The sequence below is a fragment of the Pseudomonas citronellolis genome (assembly GCF_001586155.1).
Classification (GTDB): Bacteria; Pseudomonadota; Gammaproteobacteria; order Pseudomonadales; family Pseudomonadaceae; genus Pseudomonas; species Pseudomonas citronellolis.
Map to the genome: position 1 here is coordinate 3,722,872 of NZ_CP014158.1, position 24,160 is coordinate 3,747,031.

Here is a 24,160-nt window from a genome sequence, read left to right on the forward strand (position 1 = left end):
TAAGCAGGAGACACCGTGATGAACGCCCCTCTGCCCCACCCGAGCGTCAGCCTCGACGACAAGTTCGAAACCCGCGAGGGCTGGATCTACCTCACCGGCACCCAGGCCCTGTCGCGCCTCCCGTTGCAGCAGCGCTGGCGCGACCAGGCCGCGGGCCTGGATACCGGCGGCTTCATCTCCGGCTACCGCGGCTCGCCGCTGGGCCGCTACGACATGGAGCTGTGGGCCCAGCAGGCGCGCCTGGAGGCCAACAATATCCACTTCATGCCGGGGGTCAACGAGGACCTGGCGATCACCGCGGTGTGGGGCTCGCAGTACGTCGGCCTGCTGCCCGGTTCGAGCGTGGACGGCGTATTCGGTATCTGGTACGGCAAGGGCCCGGGCACCGACCGCAGCGCCGACGCCATGCGCCACCTGGGCAGCGCCGGCACCCACAAGCACGGTGGCGTGCTGGCCATCGCCGGCGACGACCACGGCGTCAAGTCCTCCTCGGTCATCAATTTCTCCGACCCGATCTTCATCGCCGCCGGCCTGCCGATCCTCTACCCGTCGAACACCCAGGAACTGCTCGACCTGGGCCTGCACGGCTTCGCCATGAGCCGCTTCTGCGGCTGCGCCGTGGGCTTCAAGGTGCACAACGACGTGGTCGAGGGCGGCGGCTCGGTGCGCGTCGGCCCCGACTCGCCGCGCATCGTCCTGCCCGAGCTGCAGGTTGCCCCGCACCTGGGGCCCCAGGGCCTGAACATCCGCACCTTCGACATCCCGCTGATGGGCGAGGAGCGCCTGGTCAACCACCGGCTGCCGGCGGCCGTGGCCTATGCCCGCGCCAACCGCCTCAACCACCTGTTGCAGGAGGTGCCCGGCGCCCGGCTCGGCGTGCTGTCGGCCGGCAAGTCGTACCAGGACGTGCTGCAGGCCCTGGCCGGGATGGGCCTGGACGAGGCGCGCCAGCGCGAGCTGGGCCTGCGCATCGGCAAGGCCGGGCTGATCTGGCCGCTGGACCCGCAGTTCGTCCGCGAATTCGCCGACGGGCTGGACGCCATCCTGGTGGTCGAGGAAAAGCGCGGCATCCTCGAAGACCAGGTCAAGGGCATCCTCTATGACCTGGCGCTGCCCAACCACCCGCGCGTGGCCGGTAAATACGAAGCGGCCCAGGCCTTCGCCCCCGAGCATGGCGAGGCTGTGCTGCAAGGCTGGGGCGAGCTGTCGCCGACGCAGGTCATGCACGCCATCCACGGGCAACTGCGCAAGCTGCACCCCGAGTTGCCCGACATGGCGCTGCCGCCGGCCACCAACAAACTGCCCGGCCTGCCCGACCCGGCCGCGCCCAACCGCAACCCCGGCTTCTGCTCGGGCTGCCCGCACAACCGCTCGACCCAGGTGCCCGACGGCTCGCGGGCCATGGTCGGCATCGGCTGCCACGCCATGGCCGTGCTGCACGACCCGGTCAAGACGCCGCCGATGTTCGCCCAGATGGGCGGCGAAGGCATGCACTGGCTGGGCCAGCACCGCTTCACCCGGGAAAAGCACGTATTCGTCAATATCGGCGACGGCACCTACTTCCATTCCGGCTTCCTGGCCATCCGCCAGGCCATCGCGGCCAAGGCCAACATGACCTACAAGGTGCTGTTCAACGGCTTCGTCTCCATGACCGGCGGCCAGCCCATCGACGGCGAGCTGACGGTGCCGCAGGTGGTCACCGAGCTGATGGCCGAGGGCGTCCGGCACATCTTCGTGCTGACCGACGACCTGGCCAAGCACCCCGCCGGCAGCCTGCCGGCCGGCGTGCCGCTGCTGCACCGCACCGAACTCGACGCGGTGATGCTGCGCTGCCGCGAGATCGAAGGGGTGTCGGTGATCGTCTACGACCAGCCCTGCGCCACCGAGCGCCGGCGCCTGCGCAAGCGCGGCAAGTGGGCCGACCCGGCCAAGCGCAGCTTCATCAACGCGGCCGTCTGCGAGGGCTGTGGCGACTGCTCCAGGGCCTCCAACTGCCTGTCCATCGAACCGCTGGAAACCCCCTTCGGGCGCAAGCGCAAGATCAACCAGAGTTCGTGCAACAAGGACTACTCCTGCGTCGAGGGCTTCTGCCCGAGCTTCGTCACCGTGCACGGCGGCAGGCTGCGCAAGACGCGCACCGCGGGCGTGGCCGCGGCGGACTTTCCGGCCATCGCGGAACCGGCGCTGCCGGCGCTCGCCGGCGAGTTCTCGCTGCTGATCACCGGCGTCGGCGGCACCGGCGTGGTCACCATCGGCCAGGTGCTCGGCATGGCCGCGCACATCGAGGGGCTGGCGGTCTCGGTGCTGGACGTCACCGGCCTTGCGCAGAAGTACGGCGCGGTGATGTCCCACGTGCGCATCGCCGCCGATGCGCAGCGGCTGCATGCCACGCGCATCGCCACGGCCGAAGCCGACACCATAGTGGGCTGCGACCTGGTGGTGACCGCCGGCGACGAGGCCTTGCTGCGCGTGCGCCCCGGCCGCACGCGGGTGATAGTGGCGAGCGACCTGGTGCCCACCAGCGACTTCGCGCGCAACCCCGACTGGAAGATGGATGCCGGCGCGCTGGTCGAGCGCATCCGCCAGCGCTGCGGCGACGGCCAGTTGCTGGCCATGGAGGGCCTGCGCATCGCCGCGCAGCTGATGGGCGACAGCATTGCCGCCAACATGTTCATGCTCGGCGCGGCCTGGCAGCTGGGCAGCGTGCCGCTGTCCCACGCGGCCATCATGCGCGCGCTGGAACTCAACGCCGTGCAGGTCGATTTCAACAAGGCGAGCTTCCTCTGGGGCCGCCGCGCGGCGGTCGACCTGCAGGCGGTGGAACGGGCCGCCTGCGCCGGCAAGCCGGTCGCCCCCGCGCCGCGCATCGACATGTCCCTCGAGGCCATCGTCCAGCGCTCCATGGCCTACCTGGCCGAGTACCAGAACAAGGCCTATGCCCGGCGCTACAAGGCCCTGGTGGACCGCGCCATGGCGGCCGAGCGCGGGCAGGGCCTGGGCGAGCGCTTCAGCACAGCGGTGGCGCGCTACTACTTCAAGCTGCTGGCGATCAAGGACGAGTTCGAAGTAGCCCGCCTCTATGCTTCCGCCACCTTCATGCAAGAACTCGATGCCGTGTTCGAGGGCGACTACAAGGTCCACTTCAACGTCGGCGCCTGGCCCTTCGGCGGCCTGGACCAGCACGGCAAGCCGTACAAGAAGGAAGTCGGGTCCTGGCTGCTGAAGGCCTTCGGCCTGCTCAAGCACTGCAAGAGCCTGCGCGGCACCCTCCTCGACCCCTTCCGCAACAGCGCCGAACGCCGGCTCGCGCTGCGCCTGCTGGCCGAGTACGAGCGGGAGATCGACGGGCTGATCGCCACCCTCGATGCCGGCAACCTCGACACCGCCGTCGCCCTGGCTTCGCTGCCGGAGAAGATCCGCGGCTATGGCCACGTGCGCCAGCGCCACGTCGAGCAGGTGGAAAAGGAACGCGCGCAGCTCAGGGCCTCGCTGCACGACACCGCCCGAGCGCCCGCCGCTCCCCGCTAGGAGACGATTGCATATGGACCCCATAGTCGAGGCGCTGCGCGCCATCGTCGGCGACAACGGCGTGCTCTGCGCGGCCGATCTCGCCAGCCGTTCGGCCGGCGCCTTGCGCGCCGACCACCTGCGGGCGCGGGCGCTGGTGCGCCCGGCCAGCACCGGGGAAGTCGCCGCCGTGCTGCGCTGGTGCCACCAGCGCCAGCTGCCGGTGGTGCCGCAAGGCGGCCTGACCGGCCTGGTGCGCGGCGCCGACGCCGGGCCCGGCGAGATCATCCTGTCGCTGGAGCGCATGCGCGCCATCGAGGCCATCGACCCGCAACAACGCACCGCCACCGTACAGGCCGGCGTCACCCTGCAGGCCCTGCAGGAAGCCGTGGAGGCCCAGGGCCTGCTCTACCCGCTGGACCTGGGCGCGCGCGGCAGCGCCACCCTGGGCGGCACCGCCGCCACCAACGCCGGCGGCACCCGCGTGCTGCGCTACGGCATGACCCGCGACATGGTGCTGGGGCTGGAGGCCGTGCTGGCCGACGGCACCGTGGTGTCGTCCCTGCGCCCGCTGATCAAGAACAACACCGGCTACGACCTCAAGCAGCTGTTCATCGGCAGCGAAGGCACCCTGGGGGTGATCACCCGCCTGGTGCTGCGCCTGCGCGAGAAGCCGCTGGCCAGCCACACCGCGCTGCTGGCGGCGCCGGGCTTCGATGCCGTGGCCAGGCTGCTGCGCCACATGGACCGCGCGCTGGGCGGCTCGCTGTCGTCCTTCGAGGTGATGTGGCAGTCCTTCTACCGCCTGGTGACCACGCCGCCGGCCAGGAGCCTGCCGCCGCTGGGCCAGGAGCACCCCTTCTACGTGCTGGTCGAGGCCCAGGGCAGCCAGCGCGAAGCCGACGGCCAGCGCTTCGAGGCCGCGCTCGAAGCGGCCCTGGAGCAAGGGCTGCTGAGCGACGCGGTGCTCGCCCGCTCCGACGCCGATGCGCAGGCCTTCTGGACGCTGCGCGACGACGTGGAACAGGTGATGCGGCACGGCATGCCGCTGGGCTTCGACATCTCCCTGCCGATCGCCGAGATGGACGGCTACGTGCGCCAGGTGCAGCAGCTGCTGCTCGCGGAAGCCAAGGCGCACTGGCTCTACGTGTTCGGCCACCTGGGCGACGGCAACCTGCACCTGGTCGTCACCCTGCCCCACGCCGACCTCGAACGGTTCAAGCCGCGCATCGAGGCGCTGGTCTACGCGGAACTGCGGGCGCGCGGCGGCTCGGTATCGGCCGAGCACGGCATCGGGCTGGAGAAGAAGCCCTGGCTGTCGATCACCCGCAGCCCGCAGGAACGCGCGCTGATGGGCGCGATCAAGCGCGCGCTGGACCCCGCCGGCATCCTCAACCCGGGCAAGCTGCTCGACGGCGGCGCGCCATGACCTGCATCACCTGCATCGAGGACCTGCGTGCCCTGGCCCAGCGCCGCGTGCCGCGGATGTTCTACGACTACGCCGACTCGGGCTCCTGGACCGAGAGCACCTACCGCGCCAACCAGGCCGACCTGCAGCAGTTGCTGCTGCGCCAGCGCGTGGCCATCGACATCGACCGGCGCAGCACCGCCACCACGCTGCTCGGCCAGCGCCTGTCCATGCCGCTGGCGCTCGCCCCGGTGGGCGCGCTGGGCATGCAGCACGCCGACGGCGAAATCCTCGCGGCACGGGCGGCGCGGGCCTTCGGCGTGCCCTTCACGCTGTCCACCATGAGCATCTGCTCCATCGAGGACGTGGCCGAACACGCCGGCCCCGGCTTCTGGTTCCAGCTCTACGTGATGCGCGACCGCGCCTTCGCCCGGCGCCTGGTCGAGCGCGCCAGGGCCGCCGGCTGCACGGCGCTGGTGCTGACCCTCGACCTGTCGCTGGTGGGCCAGCGCCACAAGGACCTGAAGAACGGCCTGACCGATCCCTCGCGCATGAACCTGCGCCAGCTGCTCGACGTGGCCAGGCACCCGCGCTGGGCGCTGGGCATGGCCGGCACGCCGCGGCGCGCGTTCGGCAACGTGGTCGGCCACGCGCCCGGCATCGACAGCATGGCCGACATGGCGCGCTGGCGCGGCGGCGAGCTGGACCCGTCGCTGAACTGGGCCGACGTCGCCGAAATCCGCCGCTGGTGGGATGGCCCGCTGCTGCTCAAGGGCATCCAGGACGTCGACGACGCGCGCAACGCCGTGGCCCACGGCGCCGACGCCATCGTGGTCAGCAACCACGGCGGGCGCCAGCTCGACGGCACCCAGTCGAGCATCCGCGCGCTGCCGCCGATAGTCGAGGCGGTCGGCGCGCAGACCGAAGTCTGGATGGACGGCGGCATCCGCAGCGGCCAGGACGTGCTCCGCGCCCGCGCCCTTGGCGCGCGCGGCTGCCTGCTGGGGCGCGCCTTCGTCTACGGCCTGGGCGCCCTCGGCGAGGCCGGCGTGAGCCGCACGCTGGAGATCATCCACAACGAACTGAGCCTGAGCATGGCCTTCTGCGGCCACACCGACATCGAGGCCGTCGGCCCGAGCATCCTGCTGCCCCCGTGCCCCTGGCCGGGGGCCAGCGCCCTCCCGCACGGCCCGCTCCATCCGGGACGGGACGCGCGGCTACCCACCGGAGACCTGTCATGACCACGCAAACCCCCATCCAGCGCCTGGAGCGCCTGTTCGCGCTGCAGAAAGCGGCCTTCGCCCAGGACATGTTCCCCAGCGCCGAGACGCGCATCGAGCGCATGTCGCGCATCGTGCCGATGATGTACAACTACCGCGCCAGGATCCACGAAGCGCTGGTGGCGGACTTCGGCAGCCATTCGGGCGCGGCGGCGGACCTCACCGAAATCCTGTCGATGGTCGAGCGCGTGCGCTTCGACTGCGCCAACGTCCAGCAGTGGATGAAGCCCATCGCCAAGCCGGTCGACCCCGCCACCCAGGGCGAGTCGCTGGCCTACGTGCAGTACAGCCCCAAGGGCGTGGTGTGCAACATGGCGGCGTGGAACTTCCCCTTCGACGTCGGCATCGGCCCGCTCATCGACATGCTCGGCGCCGGCAACCGGGTGATCCTCAAGCCCTCGGACCTCACGCCCAACAGCGGCGCCCTGCTGCAGGAAATGTTCGCGGCCTACTTCGCCGAGGACGAGGTCGCGGTGGTCAACGGCGACCTGGAACTGGCCCGGCACTGCGCCACGCTGCCCTGGGACCACCTGCTGTTCACCGGCGGCACCGCGGTGGGCCGCGAGATCATGAAGCGCTGCGCCGAGAACCTGGTGCCGGTCACCCTCGAACTGGGCGGGCGCAACCCCACCATCGTCGGCCGCGACAAGCTCGGCGACGCGCAGACGCTGGCGGCCATCGCCGGCATCAAGGCCATCAAGCGCGGCCAGTTGTGCATCACCGTCGACCACCTGCTGGTGCCCGAGGAGGGCCTGCAGGACTTCGTGAAGGCCTTGAGCGAAGTGATGCAGCACAGCTTCGGCCACGACAACGGCGCCAGCAGCGCCAGCGGCATCATCAACCAGCGCCACGTCGAGCGCCTGCAACGCCTGCTGGAGGACGCCCAGGACAAGAGCGACCAGGTGATCCGCATCGGCCGCGAGATGGATGCCGGCGCCCGCGACATGCCCTTCCACATCGTGGTCAACCCGCGCGACGACGCCCAGGTGGTGCGCGAGGAAATCTTCGGCCCGATCCTGCCGGTGCAGACCTACAAGAGCACCGACGACCTCATCGCGCGCATCAACCAGGGCGACACGCCGCTGGGCATCTACCTCTTCAGCGACGACCCGGCGCTGCGCCAGGCGATCGCCACGCGCACCCGCTCGGGCGGCGTGTGCTTCAACATCGCCGTGATGCAGGGCGCGCTGGCGTCCATGGGCTTCGGCGGGGTGGGCGCCAGCGGCATGGGCCGGCACCACGGCGAGGAAGGCTTCCGCGAGTTCTCCAACCCGCGCGGCTTCTACGAGCGCCGCGCCGGCGGCAGCTTCGAGCTGATCACGCCGCCCTACGGCGCCGCCACGCGCCAGTTGATCGACACGGTGGCCTATCCGCAGGTGGCAGCTGCGCTAGGGCTGGAGCCGTGACCTGCACAGCGCGTCACGCCTGACGGCCGGCCCCGGCGGCGGCCTGCCGCCGGGGCACCGTCCTGCGCACTGAGCCTCGCCCGAAACGCGCCGCCGCTGGCGGCACCATGGGGGAACCCAGCATGAAAGCACCTTGGAATACCGGGGCGGCGCTGCTGCTCGCGGCTCCGCTGGCCTGGGCGGGCGGCCCGGCGGCGGTCGACGCCCAGCGCCTGACTGCCGCAGACAGCGAGCCCGGCAACTGGATGAGCACCGGCCGCACCTACGGCGAGCAGCGCTATTCGCCGCTGGAGCAGGTCAACGAGCAGAACGTGGGGCAGCTGGGCCTAGCCTGGGACTACGGGTTCGGGCTGGACCGCGTGGTCGAGGCCACGCCCCTGGTGGTGGACGGCGTGATGTACACCACCAGCGCCTACAGCATCGTCCACGCCCTGGACGCGCGCACCGGCAAGCTGCTATGGCAGTACGACCCGGGGGTCTACCGCGGCATCCAGGGCTCGGGCTGCTGCGACGCGGCCAACCGCGGTGTGGCGGTGTGGAACGGCAAGGTCTACGTGGGTGTCTACGACGGCCGGCTGGAGGCGCTGGACGCGCGCAGCGGGCAACGCGTCTGGTCGGTGGACACCGTGCTCGACCACGCGCGCAACTACACCATCACCGGCGCCCCGCGCATCATCAAGGGCAAGGTGGTGATCGGCAACGGCGGCAGCGAGTTCGGCGTGCGCGGCTACGTCACCGCCTACGACGCCGAGACCGGCGCGCAGGCCTGGCGCTTCTTCACCGTGCCGGGCGACCCGGCGCAGGGCGACGAAACCGACACCATCGGCATGATCCGCAAGACCTGGTTCGGCGACCAGTACTGGAAGCAGGGCGGCGGCGGCACCGTGTGGGACTCGATGGCCTACGACGCCGAGCTCGACCTGCTCTACCTCGGCGTCGGCAACGGCTCCTTCTGGAACTACGGCCAGCGCTCGCAGGGCAAGGGCGACAACCTGTTCCTCTCCTCCATAGTCGCGGTCCGCCCCGACACCGGGCAGTACGTCTGGCACTACCAGACCACGCCGGGCGACGCCTGGGACTACACCGCCACCCAGCACATCATGGTCGCCACCCTGGCCATCGACGGCAAGCCGCGCAAGGTGGTGATGCAGGCGCCGAAGAACGGCTTCTTCTACGTGCTGGACGCGGCCACGGGCAAGCTGCTCTCGGCCGCCCAGTACGCGCCCAAGGTCAACTGGGCCAAGGGCGTGGACCTGCACAGCGGCCGGCCGATCGTCGACCTGGAGGCGGCCGACTACTGGAGCAAGGGCGAGACCAAGCTGGTGTTCCCCGGCTCCCAGGGCGCTCACAACTGGCACCCGATGAGCTACAGCCCGAAGACCGGCCTGGTCTACATCCCCACGCAATCGACGGCCGACATCCTCCACCCGAAGGCGAAGATCGACATACCCGCCAAGGGCCAGTGGAACTCCGGGGTAGAGCTGCCGCCGATGCCCAGGGACAAGAAGAGCATCGACGAATTCGCACGGATCTACACCGGCAAGCTGCAGGCCTGGGACCCGCTGCGGCAGAAGGAAGCCTGGTCGGTGCCCTACGCGCAGATCGCCAACGGCGGCACCCTGGCCACCGCCGGCAACCTGGTGTTCCAGGGCACCCACGATGGCCGCCTGCTGGCCTACGCGGCCGACAGCGGCAAGCTGCTCTGGCAGCGCGAAGTCAGCAGCGGCGTGGTGGCCGCGCCCATCACCTACAGCGTGGACGGCGAGCAGTACGTGACCTTCAGCAGCGGCTGGGGCGGCGCCTACCCGATCACCCTCGGCGCCCTGTCCGAACGCACGCGCACCGTGCCCGACGCCCGGGTGTTCACCTTCAGGCTCGGCGGCAACGCGCCCATGCCCGAGGTCAGGCGGCGCGCCCTCGTACTGCCCGAACCGCCGCCGCTGAGCGCCGACGCGGCCACGGTGGCGGCCGGCGACCAGCTGTTCCGCGAGCACTGCGGGGTGTGCCACGGCCTGGGCGCCTTCAGTGCCAACGTGATTCCCGACCTGCGCTACATGACGGCGCAGACGCACAAGGACTTCCAGAGCATCGTCGCCGGCGCGCGGGCCGGCCGCGGCATGCCGCCGTTCGCCGGGCGGCTGGCGCCGGAGCAGGTGGAGCAGATCCGCGCCTACCTGATCGAGCGCGCCCACGACCGGCGCGCCGAACTGCAGGCCGCGGGCCAGCCGCTATCGGGCACCTAGGGTCGCTGGGCTAGCGGTCCGGCCGCTCCTGGGCCAGCGTCTGCAGGGCGTCCGGGCGCAGCAGCAGGAGCTGGCCGTAGCGCTGGCGGATCAGGCCCTGCTGCTCCCACTGCTTGAGCACCTGGTTGACGCGCTGGCGGGTGGCGCCGATGAGCTGCGCCATGGACTCCTGGGACAGCCGCAGGTCCAGGGCCACCCCCTGCGCCTCCTTCGTCCCGAAGGACTCGCTCAGCCCCAGCAGGCGCCCGGCCAGGCGCTGCTCCAGCGACTGCGTGGAAAAGGCGGAGAAGGCCACCAGCATGGCGCGCAGGCGCGACACCTCCAGGTCCAGCAGCATGCGCACCAGCGCCGGGTGCCGCTCGCACAGCTCGCCCAGGGCCAGCGGGCTGATGTGCAGCACCTGGGAGGGCTCGTGGGCATGGGCGTCGTGCAGGCGGTTGCTGTGGTCGAGCATCGACACCTCGCCCAGCCAGCTGCCCGGCTCGTAGAAGTTCAGCACCGCCTCCTGGCCGTCGCGGGTGGTGTTGCTCAGGCGGATGATGCCCTGCAGCACGATGTACAGGCCATCCGGCGGCTCGCCGCAGCGGAACAGCTGCTGGCCGGTGTTCAGGGCGCGCACGCCGGCGCGGGCCAGCATGTCGTCGCGAACCTGTTCCGGCAGGCCGCCGAACCAGGGGCTGGCCAGCAGCACGGCAAGATGGGACTCCGACAACATCGAGGGGAAGGTCACGCCTGAAGGCTCCATGGAATCCGGGACGTTGCTCCCATTATTCGGCCGACGGGCGAGCCAGCACAAGGCGCATCGACGGCCTCCCCCAATCGGCCGCAAGGGGCGACCGGGCGCCAGCAGGACGGACGTCAAATTCAGGACAGTCGCCGCACCTCGCCACGCCTTAGCCTCGGGCGCTCCACCACAACACCTACAAGAACACCTACAAGAAGGAATGCCCCATGGCCCACGAACTCGCCCTCCCCCATGTCCGCGACCAGGTGAGCGACGAAGAATGGCAACTGCGCGTCAACCTCGCCGCGTGCTACCGGCTGGTCGCCCTGTTCGGCTGGACCGACCTGGTCTTCACCCACATCAGCGCCCGCGTCCCCGGCCCCGAGCATCACTTCCTGATCAACCCCTACGGCCTGCTGTTCGACGAGATCACCGCCTCCAACCTGGTGAAGATCGACCAGGACGGCAACAAGGTGATCGACAGCCCCTACGACGCCAACCGCGCCGGCTTCGTCATCCATAGCGCCATCCATGCCGCGCGCCACGACATCCAGTGCGTGCTGCACACCCACACCCGCGCCGGCGTCGCGGTCAGCGCCCAGGAATGCGGCGTGCTGCCGATCAGCCAGCAGTCCACCTTCGTGCTCTCCTCGCTGGCCTACCACGACTACGAGGGCGTGGCCCTGCGCGACGACGAGAAGCCGCGCCTGCAGGCGGACCTGGGCAACAAGCTGTTCTTCATGCTGCGCAACCACGGCCTGCTCACCGTCGGCCGCAGCGTCGCCGATGCCTTCCTCAACATGTACACCTTCGAGACCACCTGCCAGATCCAGCTGGCGGCCCAGGCCGGCGGCCAGCTGGTGCAGGTCGATCCGCAGATCATCGACGGCGTGGCCGAGGTGGTCGACAAGCAGACCGGCGGCCAGGGCGGCGACTTCGTCTGGCCGGCGCTGCTGCGCAGGCTCAACCGCATCGACACCAGCTATCGCGACTGAGGAGCCAGCGATGAACACCACTCCCTGCATCGCCCTGTCGCGCCAGGTACCCGATGCGCTGTTGGGAAGCCTGCGCGAAAGGGCCGAGCTCCGCATGCCCGAACGCGGCCTCCCGGATGACCTGGGCGAGCTGCTGAGCGGGGCCGACTACGCCCTGGTGCTGCCCGCCGACCGCATCGACGCCGCCCTGCTGGAGCGCTGCCCGCGCCTGAAGGTGCTGAGCACCGTCAGCGCCGGCTTCGACCACATCGACGTGGCCGCCTGCACGGCCCGCGGCATCCGCGTCTGCAACACCCCCAAGGCGGTCGCCGCGGCCACCGCCGACCTCGCCTTCGGCCTGCTGCTGGCCGCGGCCCGGCGCATCGTCGAGGCCGACGCCTTCGTCCGCGGCGGCGGCTGGCGCGCCGACTCCTCGCCGCTGTTCGGCCAGGACGTGCACCACAAGCAACTGGGCATCCTCGGCCTGGGCAGCATCGGCATGGAAGTGACCAAGCGCGCCCGCGGCTTCGACATGGACGTCACCTATTGCAACCGGCGGCGCCTGCCGGTGGAGGAAGAAGTCCGGCTCGGCGTGCGCTACCTGGACTTCGACAGCCTGCTGGAGCAGAGCGACGCGCTCATCCTGCAGCTGCCCTACAGCGTCGCCACCCACCACATCATCGGCGCGCCGCAGCTGGCGCGGATGAAGCCCGAGGCCATCTTGATCAACACCGCCCGCGGCGGCCTGGTGGATGAAACCGCCCTGGCCACGGCCCTGCGCGAAGGCCGGCTGGCGGCGGCCGGGCTGGACGTCACCGAAGGCGAGCCGGCGGTGAACCCGGCGCTGCTCGGCCTGCCCAACCTGGTGCTGTCGCCGCACAACGGCGCCTCCACCCGCGAGACGCACAAGCGCATGACCCTCGAGGCCTTCGACAACCTGCTCGACGCCCTGCAGGGCGCGCCGCTGCGCAACTGCATCAACCCGCAACCAACAGAGGAATGCTGCCCATGAGCGTGCATTGCGTAGTCGTGTCCTGGCTGAAAGAGCCGGGCAACCTGGAACACATCGCCCAACTGACCGCCGCCTGCGAAAGCCTGCGGCAGATCCCCGGCGTCAGCGAAGTCCGCTTCGGCCCCCGGGCCAACCTGGGCGGCGTCGGCTCGGACGACAGCTTCGACTTCGCCATGATCATCAGTTTCGAGTCGTTCAAGGCGGCCCAGGACTATGGGCCCCATCCCAACCATGTGCAGGCGGCGCAACTCACCGTGCAACTGGCGGAGCGGTTCCAGAGCTTCTATTTCGAGACCTGAGTTAATCGCGGACGGAGTCCGTTCCTACGGCGCCTGGCACAGGGGTCGACCGTAGCGGACTCCGTCCGCGATTCGCGCGCAGGGCGCGCTCCTGCAGTCCAGGGAGGCATGGTGTGTTTCCTGGGAGCGAGCTTGCTCGCGAACAGTTTCCCGGTGGCGTGGATGTCGGGTGCAAGAGCGCCCTCTCCCCAACCCTCTCCCGCAAGCGGGAGAGGGGGCTGTCCTGAGCGATGCGTCGGTCAGGCGCAATCCTCCCACCCTCGTCATTCCCGCGAACAGCGCTTGCGCTGCCTTGGCTTGGGTGTTTCTGCGCCGCACCGAGTCTGCCCAACCGTCTTGTTTCGCCCCCTCGGGCGAGTCCCTTTTGTCAAACGCCACAAAAGGAACCAAAAAGGCTTGCCCCGACATACGGGCCCGATGGAGCCGGGCTACCCTCTCGAATTCCCCCGCCACGGAGGCCCGCCCCGAGGGTACGTCCCTGTAGCCCATCGGGGCTCTCGCGACATCCATGTCGCATGACCTCCTGAGCGCGGGTTTCGCTCGGCCTTCTGAAGGGGCGTTTCGGAGTGCGCGGATGTTTCTCTGGAAGCCCCAAGAGCGAACGCGCTTTTGCTTTTGCTCTTCGTAGGAGCGAGCTTGCTCGCGAACCTAGCAGTCACTGGGTTATTCCCCTTCGGGCCAGCGCAAGCGCTGTTCGCGATGGAGCCGCGTCCCGCGTTCGCGGGAATGACAGGGGTCGTGAGGAGTTTCAGGATGACTCTTGATTCCCCGTCCACTCCGAACGGCCCCCTCTCCCGCTTGCGGGAGAGGGTTGGGGAGAGGGCGCTCTTCAACCCAGCACCTACGCCCCCGGCAAACCCCATTCGCGAGCAAGCTCGCTCCTACAGGAAACACCCCCCGCCAACCTGCAGGAGCACAACGCGAACGGCGGACACAACAGCCTCAAACCACAACTGCTTATCCCCCCACGCCAACCACCCCATAACCCCCATGAATCCCCCGCCCTCCACGCCACTGATCACGCCAGAACCCCCGCCCCAGAGCCTCTCCAGCCCCCGCTCATCAGCCTTTGGCACGAACGCCAGCCCCCACCATCGGCACTTTCTCCAAGCCGCAAATTCCGGACAGTTCATACAAGCGCCGCAGCCTCACCATGCTTGCAAACAATAAGGAGACACCAGCAAGTGCAAACCCCCTGGACTCGCTCATACCCTGCCGGCGTGCGCTGGAACACCGACCTCTCCGGCCTCAGCGTGCTGGACATGCTCGATGACTCGGTGCGCCGCTGGGCCGACCGCCCGGCCATCGACTTCATGGGCCGCAACATCGACTACCGCGAACTCGCCTCGCTGATCGACCGCGCCGCCAAGGGCCTGCAGGACCTGGGCGTCGGCCCCGGCGTCCACGTCGGCCTCTACCTGCCCAACGTGCCGCAGTACGTCATCACCTTCTTCGCCATCCTGCGCGCCGGCGGCACCGTGGTGAACTACTCGCCGCTGGATGCCGGCGAGGTGCTCGCGCACAAGATCGAGGACAGCCGCACCGACATCCTCGTCACCCTCGACCTCAACAGCCTCTACCCGCTGATGGCCCGCCTGCTCGACAGCACCCGCCTGCACACCCTGGTGGTCGGCTCGCTGGGCGAGTTCGGCGCGCAGCCGCGGGAGATCCGCGCCCGCCTGCAGCAGGAGGGCCAGCTCGCCCAGGTGCACTACAGCGAGCAATGCCTGCCCTTCGAACAGCTGCTGGACAACGAAGGCGACTGGCAGCCCCACGCCCTGCCGCCGCTGGACGAGGCCCTGGCCGTGCTGCAGTACACCGGCGGCACCACCGGCCTGCCCAAGGGCGCCATGCTGACCCACGCCAACCTCGGCGCCGCCGCGGCCCAGGTGATGATGATCAACGTCGACAACGACCAGCGCCTGCACGAAGGCCGCGAGAGCATCCTGGTGGTGCTGCCGCTGTTCCACGTCTACGCCATGGTCGGCTGCCTGCTGTTCCCGGTGGCCGCGGGCGCCGAAATGCGCCTGCACACGCGCTTCGACGCCGGCGCCGTATTGCGCGACATCCACGACAACCGGGTGAGCTGCTTCCCCGGCGTGCCGACCATGTTCACCGCCCTGCTCAGCCACCCGCAGGTCAGCGAGTACGACCTGCGCTGCCTGAAGATCTGCGCCTCCGGCGGCGCCCCGCTGCCGGTGGAGCTGATGCAGCAGTTCAAGGCCCTGACCGGTTGCCAGATCACCGAGGGCTGGGGCATGACCGAGACCTGCACCGGCGGCACCTTCACCCCCGCCGAGCGGCCCCAGGCCGGCTCCTGCGGCGTGCCGCACATCGGCGTGGACATCTGCTTCCTCGACCTGGAGGACCCCGGGCGCAAGGTGCCGCCGGGGCAGAACGGCGAACTGGCCATCCGCGGGCCGAACATCATGCGCGGCTACTGGAACAACCCCCAGGCCAGCGCCGAGTCCTTCACCCACGACGGCTACTTCCGCACCGGCGACGTCGGCTACATGGACGCGGACGGCTACATCTACATCGTCGACCGCACCAAGGACATGCTCCTGTGCGGCGGCTTCAACGTCTACCCGCGGGTGATCGAGGAGGCCATCTACGCCCACCCGGCGGTGGAGGAAGTCATGGTCCTGGGCATCCCCGACGCCTACCGCGGCCAGTCGCCCAAGGCCTACGTCAAGCTGCGCCCCGGCCACGCGGCCTTCGACCTCGACGCGCTCAAGGACTTCCTCAAGGACCGCCTGGGCAAGCACGAGATGGTGCAGGCCCTGGAAATCCGCGCCGACCTGCCCAAGACCGCCGTGGGCAAACTGTCCAAGAAGCTGCTCAAGGACGAAATCGCCGCCGCTCAAGCGAGCGCCGGTAACTGAACCCGTAGTACCCCCGTACAAGGAAACCGCCATCATGCCCGCCGCTTTCTACGAGTCCCTCACCGCCCCCTTCCGCCGGCACCCGGTGGAGCGCCGCCCCTCGCCCATGCTCTGGGCGCTGGAGTCGCGCGCCCTGCTGGAATGGGCCTCGATCCCGGCGGCCATGCCCTGGCTGCTGCTCAACGTGCCGCGCGGCGATGGCCACAGCGTGCTGGTGCTGCCCGGGCTGATGGCCAACGACTGCACCACCCTGCCCCTGCGGCGCTTCCTCGACAACCGCGGCTACGACACCCACGGTTGGGGCCAGGGCCTCAACCGCGGCCCCAGCCGTGGCGTGGTCGAGCGCCTGCTGGCGCAGTTGCAGGAGCTGCACGAGACGTCCGGGCGCAAGGTCAGCCTGATCGGCTGGAGCCTGGGCGGCATCTTCGCCCGCGAACTGGCCCGCGCCATGCCCGCCAGCGTGCGCCAGGTGATCACCCTCGGCAGCCCGCTGTACGGCCCGCCGCAGACCAGCACCAACGCCTGGGAGCTGTACCGCCTGGTGCGCAGCTTCAATCGCGAGAGCGAGGAGCGTGGCGAAGAGGCGCCGCCGGTGCCCACCACCTCCATCTACAGCCGCGCCGACGGCATCGTCGGCTGGGGCGGCAGCGTCGAGCGCCGGGGGCGCCTGACCGACAACATCGAAGTCAACTGCGCCAGCCATATCGGCCTGGGCGTACACCCACTGGTCTGGTACGCCATCGGCGACCGCCTGGCGCAAGCGCAGGACCAGTGGCGGAAGTTCCGGCCGCGTGGCCTGAAGCGCGCGCTCTATCCCTTCCACGCCCCCCGGCGCTGAGGGGAACACCGGCCCGGCGGCAATGGGCCTTGCGAGTACTTTCCCTGCAACGACAAGAACGAAGGTTGGTGATGCAATGAAACATTTGAGCGGGATGGACGCCTTGTTCCTACACATGGAATCGGCCGAGATGCCCACACACGTCGGTTCGCTGCATGTGCTGCAACTCCCCGAGGGCTATGACGGCGACTTCTTCGAGGAGGTCAAGCAGTACCTGACCGGGCGCCTGCACCTGGCCACGGTCTTCACCCGCAAGCTGGCGTTCATGCCCTTCGACCTGTCCGACCCGGTGTGGGTGGAAGACGAACAGCTGGACCTGGAGCACCACATCCGCCACATCACCCTGTCCAAGCCGGGCAGCAACCGCCAGCTGCAGCAGGCCGTGGCGCGCAGCCACGCCAGCCTGCTCGACCGCAGCCGGCCGCTGTGGGAAGTCACCATCATCGACGGCCTGCGCAGCGGCGAAGTGGCGCTGTACGCCAAGGTGCACCACGCCAACGTCGACGGCCAGGCCGGCATCGAGCTGGTCCGCTCGCTGTTCGACGACGTGCCCAGCGGCCGCGTCATCCCGCCGGCGCAGCCCAGGCTGCGGCGCAACCAGTACCAGCTCGGCGTCGCCGAACTGGCCGGGGCGGCCATCGGCAATGCCGGCCGCCAGTACGTCAAGCTGGCGAAGATGCTGCCGGACATGCTGCGCGCCGGGCGCAGCATGCTGCCGGTGATCGGTGACGGCAACCTGCGCAACTGGCGCAGCCTCGACCCGCGCAAGCTGCTGGCCCCGCGCACCCCGCTGAACGTGGCCATCACCAACCAGCGCAGCTTCGCCGGGCGCACCGTGCCCCTGGCCGAGATCAAGGACATGGCGCGCCAACTGGACGTGAGCTTCAACGACGTGGTCATGGCCACCGTCTCCGGCGCCCTGCGCCGCTACCTCAAGGCCAGCGGCGAGCTGCCGGAGAAGCCCCTGACCGCCGCCGCGCCGGTGAGCCTGCGCGCCCCCGGCGACGACACCGCCAACAACCAGGTGAGCATGCTGGTGGTCGACCTGGCCACCGACGAGGCCGACCCGCTGCAGCGCCTGCAGCGCATCAACGCCTCCTCGACGCAGCGCAAGGCGGCGATGAACAAGTTCCGCTCGGCCATCCCCATGGACTTCCCGATCTTCGCCGCGCCCTGGCTGCTCTCCGGCATGGCCGCCATGTATGGCCGCTCGCGCCTGGCCAACTGGATGCCGCCGCCGGCCAACCTGGTGATCTCCAACGTCACCGGCATCCCCGCCCAGCTGTACTTCGCCGGCGCCAAGGTGCTGTGCTACTACCCGGTGTCCATCCCCTCCCACGGCATGGCGCTGAACGTCACCGTGACCAGCTACCACGACCGCCTGGACTACGGCCTGATCGCCTGCCGCCGCGCCCTGCCGGACCTCAACGACCTGGGCGACCACCTGCTGGCCGAACACCGCCGCCTGCTCGAACTGGCGCGCAAAAAGGCCGCCGCGGCAGCGCAGGACAAGGGCGGCGACAAGCCGGCCAGCCAGAAGCACAGCGCCGCCGCCAAGGCCGTCGCCAGCAAGCAGGGCGAAGCCGCAGACAAACCGGCAGCCAAGGCCGGGAACCCCGCCAAGGCGCTGCCCAAGGCCCGGCCGGCGGCCCCGCCGCGGCGCAAGGCGAACGGCGCCGCGGCGCAACAGCCCAGCCCCGCGCCGCAGCCGGCAGCGGCCGAAGCCACACAGGTCCAGTGATCCCGGCGCCGGCCCGCCGCGCGGCGGCCCCACGAGGGCCCCGTGGCGGCGGCCGGTAACCCGCGGTAGACCCCACCCCGGAGCCTCGCATGTCCACAGTCATCAGCGCCCCCGCCGCGGCACAGGCCGCCCTGGCGCCCCAGGGCGACGCCGAAGCCGTCTACGGCAAGATCACCCGCCGCCTCATTCCCTTCCTGTTCATCTGCTACCTGCTGAACTTCATCGACCGCGCCAACATCGGCTTCGCCCAGTTGCAGATGAAGACCTCGCTGGGCTTCAGCGACGCCGTCTACGGCCTCGGCGCGGCCATGTTCTTCGTCGGCTACGTGCTCTTCGAAGTGCCCAGCAACATGCTTCTGCAGCGCATCGGCGCGCGCCTGACCATCATGCGCATCATGCTGCTCTGGGGCCTGGCCTCCAGCGCCACCCTGCTGGTCACCACGCCCACCCAGTTCTACGTGGTGCGCTTCCTGCTCGGGGTGTTCGAGGCCGGCTTCTTCCCCGGCATCGTCCTCTACCTCACCTTCTGGTACCCGCCGCAGCGCCGCGCCCGGGTGCTGGCGTTCTTCTGCATGGCCCAGGTGGCCGCGGCCTTCATCACCAGCCCGGTGTCGGGCTGGATCCTGAAGAACCTGCACGGCGCCCATGGCTGGGAAGGCTGGCAGTGGATGTTCTTCATCGAGGGCATGCCCACGGTGCTGCTCGGCCTGCTGGTGCTGTGGCTGCTGCCCAACGGCCCGCAGGACGCCAAGTGGCTGACCCCGGACGAGCGCGAACTGGTGCGCCAGGGCGTGCAGGGCACCACCGGCGCCGACGTCGACGGCGGCGGCCACGGCAAGGGCGCGCTGGCCGCGGCGCTGCGCGACCCACGGGTCTACCTGCTGGCCTTCGGCGCCTTCGTCTCCGGCTGCGCCGGCTACTTCCTGGCCTTCTGGACGCCGACCATCATCCGCGAGCTGGGCGTGGCCGACCTGCAGCTGGTCGGCCTCTACGCGGTCATCCCGAACGTCTTCGCCCTGTTCGCCATGTTCTGGTACGGCCGCCGCTCCGACCGCCGCGACGAACAGCGCCTGCACTGGGCCTGGGCCTTCGTCGTCGCCGCCGCCGGCTTCCTCCTGCAGGCCTGGGCCATCGGCAACGGCAGCCTGGCCTGGACGCTGGTCGCCATCAGCACCGGCGGCTCGGCCCTGGTGGCGGCCACCCCGGTGTTCTGGGCCATGGTCACCCGCTACCTGGCGCGCGAACGCGCCGCCGTCGGCATCGCCCTGGTCAACACCCTGGCCAGCGTCGCCGGCATCAGCCCGGCCGTGGTCGGCGCCATCAAGACCCGCACCGGCAGCCTGGACGATGCCATCTACCTGCTCTGCGCGCTGTTCGTGATCGCCGCCCTGGCCATGGCCCTGGGCATGCGCAAGGCCCTGGCGGCGCCGCAGCAGCCGGCCTGAACCGGCCCCGAGGAACAGACATGTCATCGCCGATCCACGCACCCGCCTGCTTCGCCCTACGCTACAGGCATGCCCGTGACCCATTCCGCGGCGCCGCCCGTACAGGAGCCCCCGCATGAACGATTCGCTGCACCTGCTCGACGCCACCGCCCAGGCCCAACTGGTCTACCGCGGCGAAGTCACCCCGCTGGAACTGGTGGACGCCGCCATCGCCCGCATCGAAGCGCACGACCCGGCGCTCAACTCGGTGATCTGGCGCCAGTTCGAACTGGCCCGCGAGCGCGCCCGCGGCCCGCTGCCCGGCGGCCCCTTCCGCGGCGTGCCCTTCCTGCTCAAGGACCTGGCCGGCGGCGCCGAGAGCGGCCAGCCGCTGTCCTACGGCAGCCGCCTGGGCCTGGGCAACCGTGCCGATCACGACACCGAGCTGGTGCGCCGCTACCGCGGCGCCGGGCTGATCACCGTCGGGCGCAGCAACACCCCGGAATTCGGCATCACCCCCACCACCGAGCCGGCGGCCTTCGGCCCCTGCCTCAACCCCTGGAACCTCGGCCTCTCCGCCGGCGGCTCCAGCGGCGGGGCCGCCGCCGCGGTGGCCGCGCGCCTGGTGCCCATGGCCCACGCCAGCGACATCGGCGGCTCCATCCGCATTCCCGCCTCGGCCTGCGGGGTGTTCGGCCTGAAGCCCAGCCGCGGGCGCAACCCGGCCGGCCCCAAGGTCGGCGAAGGCACCGGCGGCCTGCCCGCCGAGCACTGCTGCTCGATCTCGGTGCGCGACAGCGCCGCCCTGCTCGACGCCACCTCGGCGCCGGACTATGGCGCGCCCTACGTGGCCCCGTCCAAGGCCCGCCCCTACCTGCAGGAAGTCGATGCGCCGCACCGCCGCCTGCGCATCGGCCTGCTGCGCACCCCGCTCACCGGCATCGACGTGCACCCCGACTGCCTCGCCGCGCTGGAGTCGGCCGCCCTGCTCTGCCGTGGCCTGGGCCACGAGGTCACCGACGAGGCGCCGACGGTGGGCGACATGCCCGCCGTCGGCCAGGCCTTCGCCCGGCTCTTCGTGGTGTCCGCGGCGCTGCACCTGCGCAGCCTGGAGCGACAGGTGGGCCGCCAGGCCGGCGAGCACGACATCGAGCCGCTGACCCGTGCGGTGGTCGGCCTGGCCGGCCAGGTCAGCGCCACCGACTACGTGCTGGCCCAGCGCACCCTGCAACGCATGGCGCGGGAGATCGCCGCCTTCCACGAGCGCTACGACCTGATCCTCAGCCCGACCATGGCCTGCCCGCCGAGCGCCATCGGCGAGCTGGCCTTCCGCGAGGGCGAGTCCATCGAGGCCTTCTTCGCCCGCTCGGGCCCCTTCGCCGCCTTCACCTCCGTGTACAACGCCACCGGCCAGCCGGCCATGAGCGTGCCGCTGCACTGGACCGCCGGCGGCACGCCCATCGGCGTGCAGTTCGCCGCGCGCCTGGGCGACGAGGGCACCCTGTTCCGTCTCGCCGCCGAGCTCGAACGCGCCCGTCCCTGGGCCTCGCGCCTGCCGCCGCTGCGCGGCTGAGCCGGCAGCACATCCGCATCAGCGCCCCGGCAGCCCGGGGCCAGGAGTTCCGCAGATGAATTCGCACCCCAACCTCCACGCCATCGCCAGCCGTCCCGCCCCACGCCCCCTCAGTGGCGCGCTGCCGCTGCTGCCGGCCCGCCACGTGGCGCGGCCGCGCCTGCTGCAACGCCTGCTCGGCGGACGCCAGCGGGTGAGCCTGCTGCACGCCCCCGCCGGCTTCGGCAAGAGCGTGCTGCTCAACGAATGCGCGCGCCAGGCCGGCCCGCGCGGCCGCGTCGCCTGGCTGGACCTGCGCGGCCGGCCGCTGCAGGAGGGCGACTTCCTCAGCCGCCTGGCCATAGTGCTGGACCTGGACCCCAGCGCGCGGAACTGGCAGGAAGACCTGCAGCGCCTGCTGGAGGGCAGCGCGCAACCGCTGTGGATCGTGCTCGACGACTACCCGCGGCAGGGCGATGCGCAGCTGGACGCCTGCGTGGCCCGCCTGCTGGAGACCAGCGCCAGCGACATCCGCTGGTGGATCGGCTCGCGCCGCCGCCCGGACTGGAACCTGCCGCGCCTGCTGCTGCAGGGCGAGCTGCTGGAGCTGGATGCCAGCGACCTGGCCCTGGACCATGACGAACTGGAGCACCTGCTGCGCAAGCAGCAGGCCGAGGCGAGCGACGGCGACAGCGTCGACCTGCTGAGCCACAGCGCCGGCTGGCCGGCGCTGCTCGGCCTGCTCGCCCTGCAGGGCCGCATGCGCTGGCCCGAGGCCGGCGGCGGCCTGCTGCACGACTACCTGCGCCGCGAGGTGCTCGCCCCGCTGCCGGCGCAGCTGCGCGGCGCCTTGCGCGTGCTCAGCCACCTGCCCCGCTTCAAGGCCGGCCTGTGCCGGCACCTGGGCTCGGTCGGCGAGGCGGCCTTCGCCCAACTGGGCCAGTTGCAGCTGCTCCGGCGCCTGGACGAGAACTCGGGCTGGTTCGCCGTCTGGCCGCCGCTCGCCGAGCTGCTGCGCCAGGAACAGGACGACGCGCCGCCCACCGTCGCCCTGCTGGAAGCCAGCCAGTGGTTCGCCGAGCACGGCGACCTGCGCCAGGCCACCCAGCTGGCCCTGGCCGCCGGCTCCATCGAACGCGCCGTGGCCTTGCTGCAGGACGCCAACAGCGACCAGATGATGGTCGAGCACAGCGCCGTGCAACTGCTGCGCTGGCGCGACGAACTGCCCGCCGGCCTGCTGCAGTCCAGCCCCAAGCTGATCCTCCTGGAGACCTGGGCGCTGATCATCTGCGCCCGCCTGGACGAGGCCATGGACTGCCTGCAGGCGCTGGCGCGCTTCCTGCCGCGGCCGGACGCCCACCGCCAGCGGCTCAGCCTGGCGCACTACCAGTCCATCCTCGGCGTGCTGCAACGCCAGTTCGCCCTGCCCGATGCGCGGCGCAACTGCAGCGACGCCCTGGAACACCTGGAGGAACACTACTGGGGCCAGCACATCCTCTGCCACCAGGCCCTGGCCCAGCAGGCCATGGTCGAGGGCGACCTGATCGTCGCGCGGCAGCACTGCCAGGCCGGCCTGCGCCTGTCGCGGCGGCACGCCAGCCTGTGCTTCGAGGCCCTGCTCAGCGTCGAACACATCCACCTGCTGGCCCTTTCCGGCGAGCACCACCACGCCCTGGACTACGCCGAGCAGATGCTCGCCGAACTGCGCAAGGGCACCCACGGCGGCCCCATGAGCGCCCGCCTGCACGTGCTGCGCGGCGAACTGCTGACCCTGCGCGGCGAGGACGTCGCCGCCGAAGCCGCGCTCCAGCAGGGCCTGCGCGAGGCCGAGGAATGCCAGGACGCCTACCTGCTCTACGCCTACCACGCGCTGATCAGCCTGACCTGCGAGCGCGGCGAGGTGGAGCGCGCCCACCAGCTGCTGCTGGCCGCCGAGCGGCGCATGCAGCGCCTGTGCATCCCCGAGATCCGCTACCGCGAAGTGCTGCGCCTGGCCCGCGCCCGGCTGTGGCTGGCCAGCGGCGAACCGGCCAAGGCCCGCGACGAGCTGTTCGGCGTGCTCGCCGAGCTGCGCCTCAACCCGCTGCTGGCGCCCACCGGCTTCTACGACCTGCAGTACCGCGTGCGCCTGCTGCTGGCCCAGGCCCATGGCGAGCTGGGCGAAACCACCCGCGCCAGCCAGGAACTGCTGGCCCTGCAACGCGACTGCCAGCGCCTGGGCCTGCGCAGCCTGGCCTGCGAAAGCCAGCTGCGCCTGGCCGAGGCCCTGCACGGCCTGGACCCGGCCGCCGCCGAGGAACACCTGCGCGAAGCCCTGCAGGACTGCCGCCGGCTGTCCCTGCTGCGCCCCCTGGCAAGGCTGCAACGCAAGGACGCCAGTTGGTCGCGGCAACTGCTGGCGCAACTGCCCACGGCCCCCCAGGCCCAGCCCACAGCGACCACCGCCCCGGCGCCGACGGAAATGCTCAGCCAGCGCGAACTGGAAGTGCTGGAACTGATCGCCCAGGGCTGCTCCAACCAGGAAATCGCCGAGCAGCTGGAAATCTCGCTGCACACGGTGAAAACCCACGCCCGGCGCATCAACATCAAGCTGGAAGTGGAAAGACGCACCCAGGCGGTGGCAAGGGCCAAGGCGAGTGGGTTGTTGGCTTGATGGGGGGCTTGGTGGGTGTTTTTTCCTGGGGGATCGGCGCACTGGGGTTAGTCCGCTCCCTCTCCCCAACCCTCTCCCTGAAGGGAGAGGGAGCTAGACCGTGCCGAGAGAAGGAATGGTTTCAGCCAGTAATCTCTGTGCCAGCCGGCTAACGCCGAAACACCAACGCACACCGAACGGTCCCCTCTCCCTTCAGGGAGAGGGTTAGGGAGAG

15 protein-coding genes are annotated in these 24,160 nt (G+C 70.5%); 14 read left to right on the top strand and 1 reads right to left on the bottom strand.

What is annotated here, in order from left to right; translation table 11 throughout:
- The first annotated feature begins 18 nt into the window (after positions 1-18).
- From PcP3B5_RS16105 to PcP3B5_RS16125, 5 genes are all read left to right on the top strand, one after another.
- The gene (locus PcP3B5_RS16105) at positions 19-3,528 is read left to right on the top strand and encodes an indolepyruvate ferredoxin oxidoreductase family protein (RefSeq protein WP_061561845.1); all 3,510 of its coding nucleotides are present in this window, start codon (positions 19-21) and stop codon (positions 3,526-3,528) included.
- Between the two features lie 13 nt (positions 3,529-3,541).
- On the top strand, positions 3,542-4,936 hold the full coding sequence (locus PcP3B5_RS16110; RefSeq protein ID WP_203228499.1) for an FAD-binding oxidoreductase: 1,395 nt from the start codon (positions 3,542-3,544) through the stop codon (positions 4,934-4,936).
- Complete coding sequence (locus PcP3B5_RS16115; protein ID WP_058070921.1) at positions 4,933-6,156, top strand: alpha-hydroxy acid oxidase; 1,224 nt, start codon at positions 4,933-4,935, stop codon at positions 6,154-6,156. The genes PcP3B5_RS16110 and PcP3B5_RS16115 overlap by 4 nt, the downstream gene beginning before the upstream one ends.
- Positions 6,153-7,601: an aldehyde dehydrogenase family protein gene (locus tag PcP3B5_RS16120; RefSeq protein ID WP_058070922.1), complete on the top strand. Its 1,449-nt coding sequence runs from the start codon at positions 6,153-6,155 to the stop codon at positions 7,599-7,601. Before PcP3B5_RS16115 ends, PcP3B5_RS16120 begins: the two co-directional genes overlap by 4 nt.
- Before the next feature lie 122 nt (positions 7,602-7,723).
- The gene (locus tag PcP3B5_RS16125) at positions 7,724-9,844 is read left to right on the top strand and encodes a PQQ-dependent dehydrogenase, methanol/ethanol family (RefSeq protein WP_082816344.1); all 2,121 of its coding nucleotides are present in this window, start codon (positions 7,724-7,726) and stop codon (positions 9,842-9,844) included.
- Positions 9,845-9,854: 10 nt separating this feature from the next.
- Here PcP3B5_RS16125 and PcP3B5_RS16130 read toward each other — a convergent pair whose 3' ends face one another.
- Complete coding sequence (locus PcP3B5_RS16130; protein ID WP_009622312.1) at positions 9,855-10,574, bottom strand: Crp/Fnr family transcriptional regulator; 720 nt, start codon at positions 10,572-10,574, stop codon at positions 9,855-9,857.
- A gap of 221 nt (positions 10,575-10,795) precedes the next feature.
- On the opposite strand from PcP3B5_RS16130, the gene PcP3B5_RS16135 reads away from it, so the two are divergent.
- The 9 genes from PcP3B5_RS16135 (at position 10,796) to PcP3B5_RS32380 (ending at position 23,946) form a co-directional block, all read left to right on the top strand.
- A complete protein-coding gene (locus PcP3B5_RS16135) occupies positions 10,796-11,563 on the top strand; it encodes a class II aldolase/adducin family protein (RefSeq protein WP_009622313.1) in 768 nt (255 codons plus the stop codon).
- Between the two features lie 10 nt (positions 11,564-11,573).
- A complete protein-coding gene (locus tag PcP3B5_RS16140; protein ID WP_061561848.1) occupies positions 11,574-12,554 on the top strand; it encodes a 2-hydroxyacid dehydrogenase in 981 nt (326 codons plus the stop codon).
- Positions 12,551-12,853 (top strand): Dabb family protein, encoded by a 303-nt coding sequence (locus PcP3B5_RS16145; protein ID WP_009622317.1) that lies wholly within the window; start codon positions 12,551-12,553, stop codon positions 12,851-12,853. Before PcP3B5_RS16140 ends, PcP3B5_RS16145 begins: the two co-directional genes overlap by 4 nt.
- A 1,184-nt stretch (positions 12,854-14,037) precedes the next feature.
- On the top strand, positions 14,038-15,738 hold the full coding sequence (locus PcP3B5_RS16150) for a long-chain-fatty-acid--CoA ligase (RefSeq protein ID WP_082816345.1): 1,701 nt from the start codon (positions 14,038-14,040) through the stop codon (positions 15,736-15,738).
- 34 nt (positions 15,739-15,772) lie between these two features.
- Entirely contained in the window at positions 15,773-16,576 is an 804-nt protein-coding gene (locus PcP3B5_RS16155) for a lipase family alpha/beta hydrolase (protein ID WP_058073126.1), read from the top strand.
- Positions 16,577-16,706: 130 nt separating this feature from the next.
- Positions 16,707-18,317 (top strand): WS/DGAT/MGAT family O-acyltransferase, encoded by a 1,611-nt coding sequence (locus PcP3B5_RS16160; protein ID WP_237143042.1) that lies wholly within the window; start codon positions 16,707-16,709, stop codon positions 18,315-18,317.
- Between the two features lie 89 nt (positions 18,318-18,406).
- Positions 18,407-19,762 carry an MFS transporter gene (locus PcP3B5_RS16165; RefSeq protein WP_061561850.1) on the top strand — a complete coding sequence of 452 codons (1,356 nt, stop codon included), beginning with the start codon at positions 18,407-18,409 and terminating at the stop codon, positions 19,760-19,762.
- Positions 19,763-19,877: 115 nt separating this feature from the next.
- The gene (locus tag PcP3B5_RS16170; RefSeq protein WP_061561851.1) at positions 19,878-21,314 is read left to right on the top strand and encodes an amidase; all 1,437 of its coding nucleotides are present in this window, start codon (positions 19,878-19,880) and stop codon (positions 21,312-21,314) included.
- A gap of 55 nt (positions 21,315-21,369) precedes the next feature.
- Positions 21,370-23,946 carry a LuxR C-terminal-related transcriptional regulator gene (locus PcP3B5_RS32380; protein ID WP_061561852.1) on the top strand — a complete coding sequence of 859 codons (2,577 nt, stop codon included), beginning with the start codon at positions 21,370-21,372 and terminating at the stop codon, positions 23,944-23,946.
- The last annotated feature ends 214 nt before the right edge of the window (positions 23,947-24,160 follow it).

Excerpts from the sequence above, each read along its gene's own strand:
- PcP3B5_RS16105 (WP_061561845.1), top strand. The coding sequence starts at position 19 with ATGAACGCCCCTCTGCCCCACCCGAGCGTCAGCCTCGACGACAAGTTC.
- PcP3B5_RS16110 (WP_203228499.1), top strand. The coding sequence starts at position 3,542 with ATGGACCCCATAGTCGAGGCGCTGCGCGCCATCGTCGGCGACAACGGC.
- PcP3B5_RS16115 (WP_058070921.1), top strand. The coding sequence starts at position 4,933 with ATGACCTGCATCACCTGCATCGAGGACCTGCGTGCCCTGGCCCAGCGC.
- PcP3B5_RS16120 (WP_058070922.1), top strand. The coding sequence starts at position 6,153 with ATGACCACGCAAACCCCCATCCAGCGCCTGGAGCGCCTGTTCGCGCTG.
- PcP3B5_RS16125 (WP_082816344.1), top strand. The coding sequence starts at position 7,724 with ATGAAAGCACCTTGGAATACCGGGGCGGCGCTGCTGCTCGCGGCTCCG.
- PcP3B5_RS16135 (WP_009622313.1), top strand. The coding sequence starts at position 10,796 with ATGGCCCACGAACTCGCCCTCCCCCATGTCCGCGACCAGGTGAGCGAC.
- PcP3B5_RS16140 (WP_061561848.1), top strand. The coding sequence starts at position 11,574 with ATGAACACCACTCCCTGCATCGCCCTGTCGCGCCAGGTACCCGATGCG.
- PcP3B5_RS16145 (WP_009622317.1), top strand. The coding sequence starts at position 12,551 with ATGAGCGTGCATTGCGTAGTCGTGTCCTGGCTGAAAGAGCCGGGCAAC.
- PcP3B5_RS16155 (WP_058073126.1), top strand. The coding sequence starts at position 15,773 with ATGCCCGCCGCTTTCTACGAGTCCCTCACCGCCCCCTTCCGCCGGCAC.
- PcP3B5_RS16160 (WP_237143042.1), top strand. The coding sequence starts at position 16,707 with ATGCCCACACACGTCGGTTCGCTGCATGTGCTGCAACTCCCCGAGGGC.
- PcP3B5_RS16165 (WP_061561850.1), top strand. The coding sequence starts at position 18,407 with ATGTCCACAGTCATCAGCGCCCCCGCCGCGGCACAGGCCGCCCTGGCG.
- PcP3B5_RS16170 (WP_061561851.1), top strand. The coding sequence starts at position 19,878 with ATGAACGATTCGCTGCACCTGCTCGACGCCACCGCCCAGGCCCAACTG.
- PcP3B5_RS32380 (WP_061561852.1), top strand. The coding sequence starts at position 21,370 with ATGAATTCGCACCCCAACCTCCACGCCATCGCCAGCCGTCCCGCCCCA.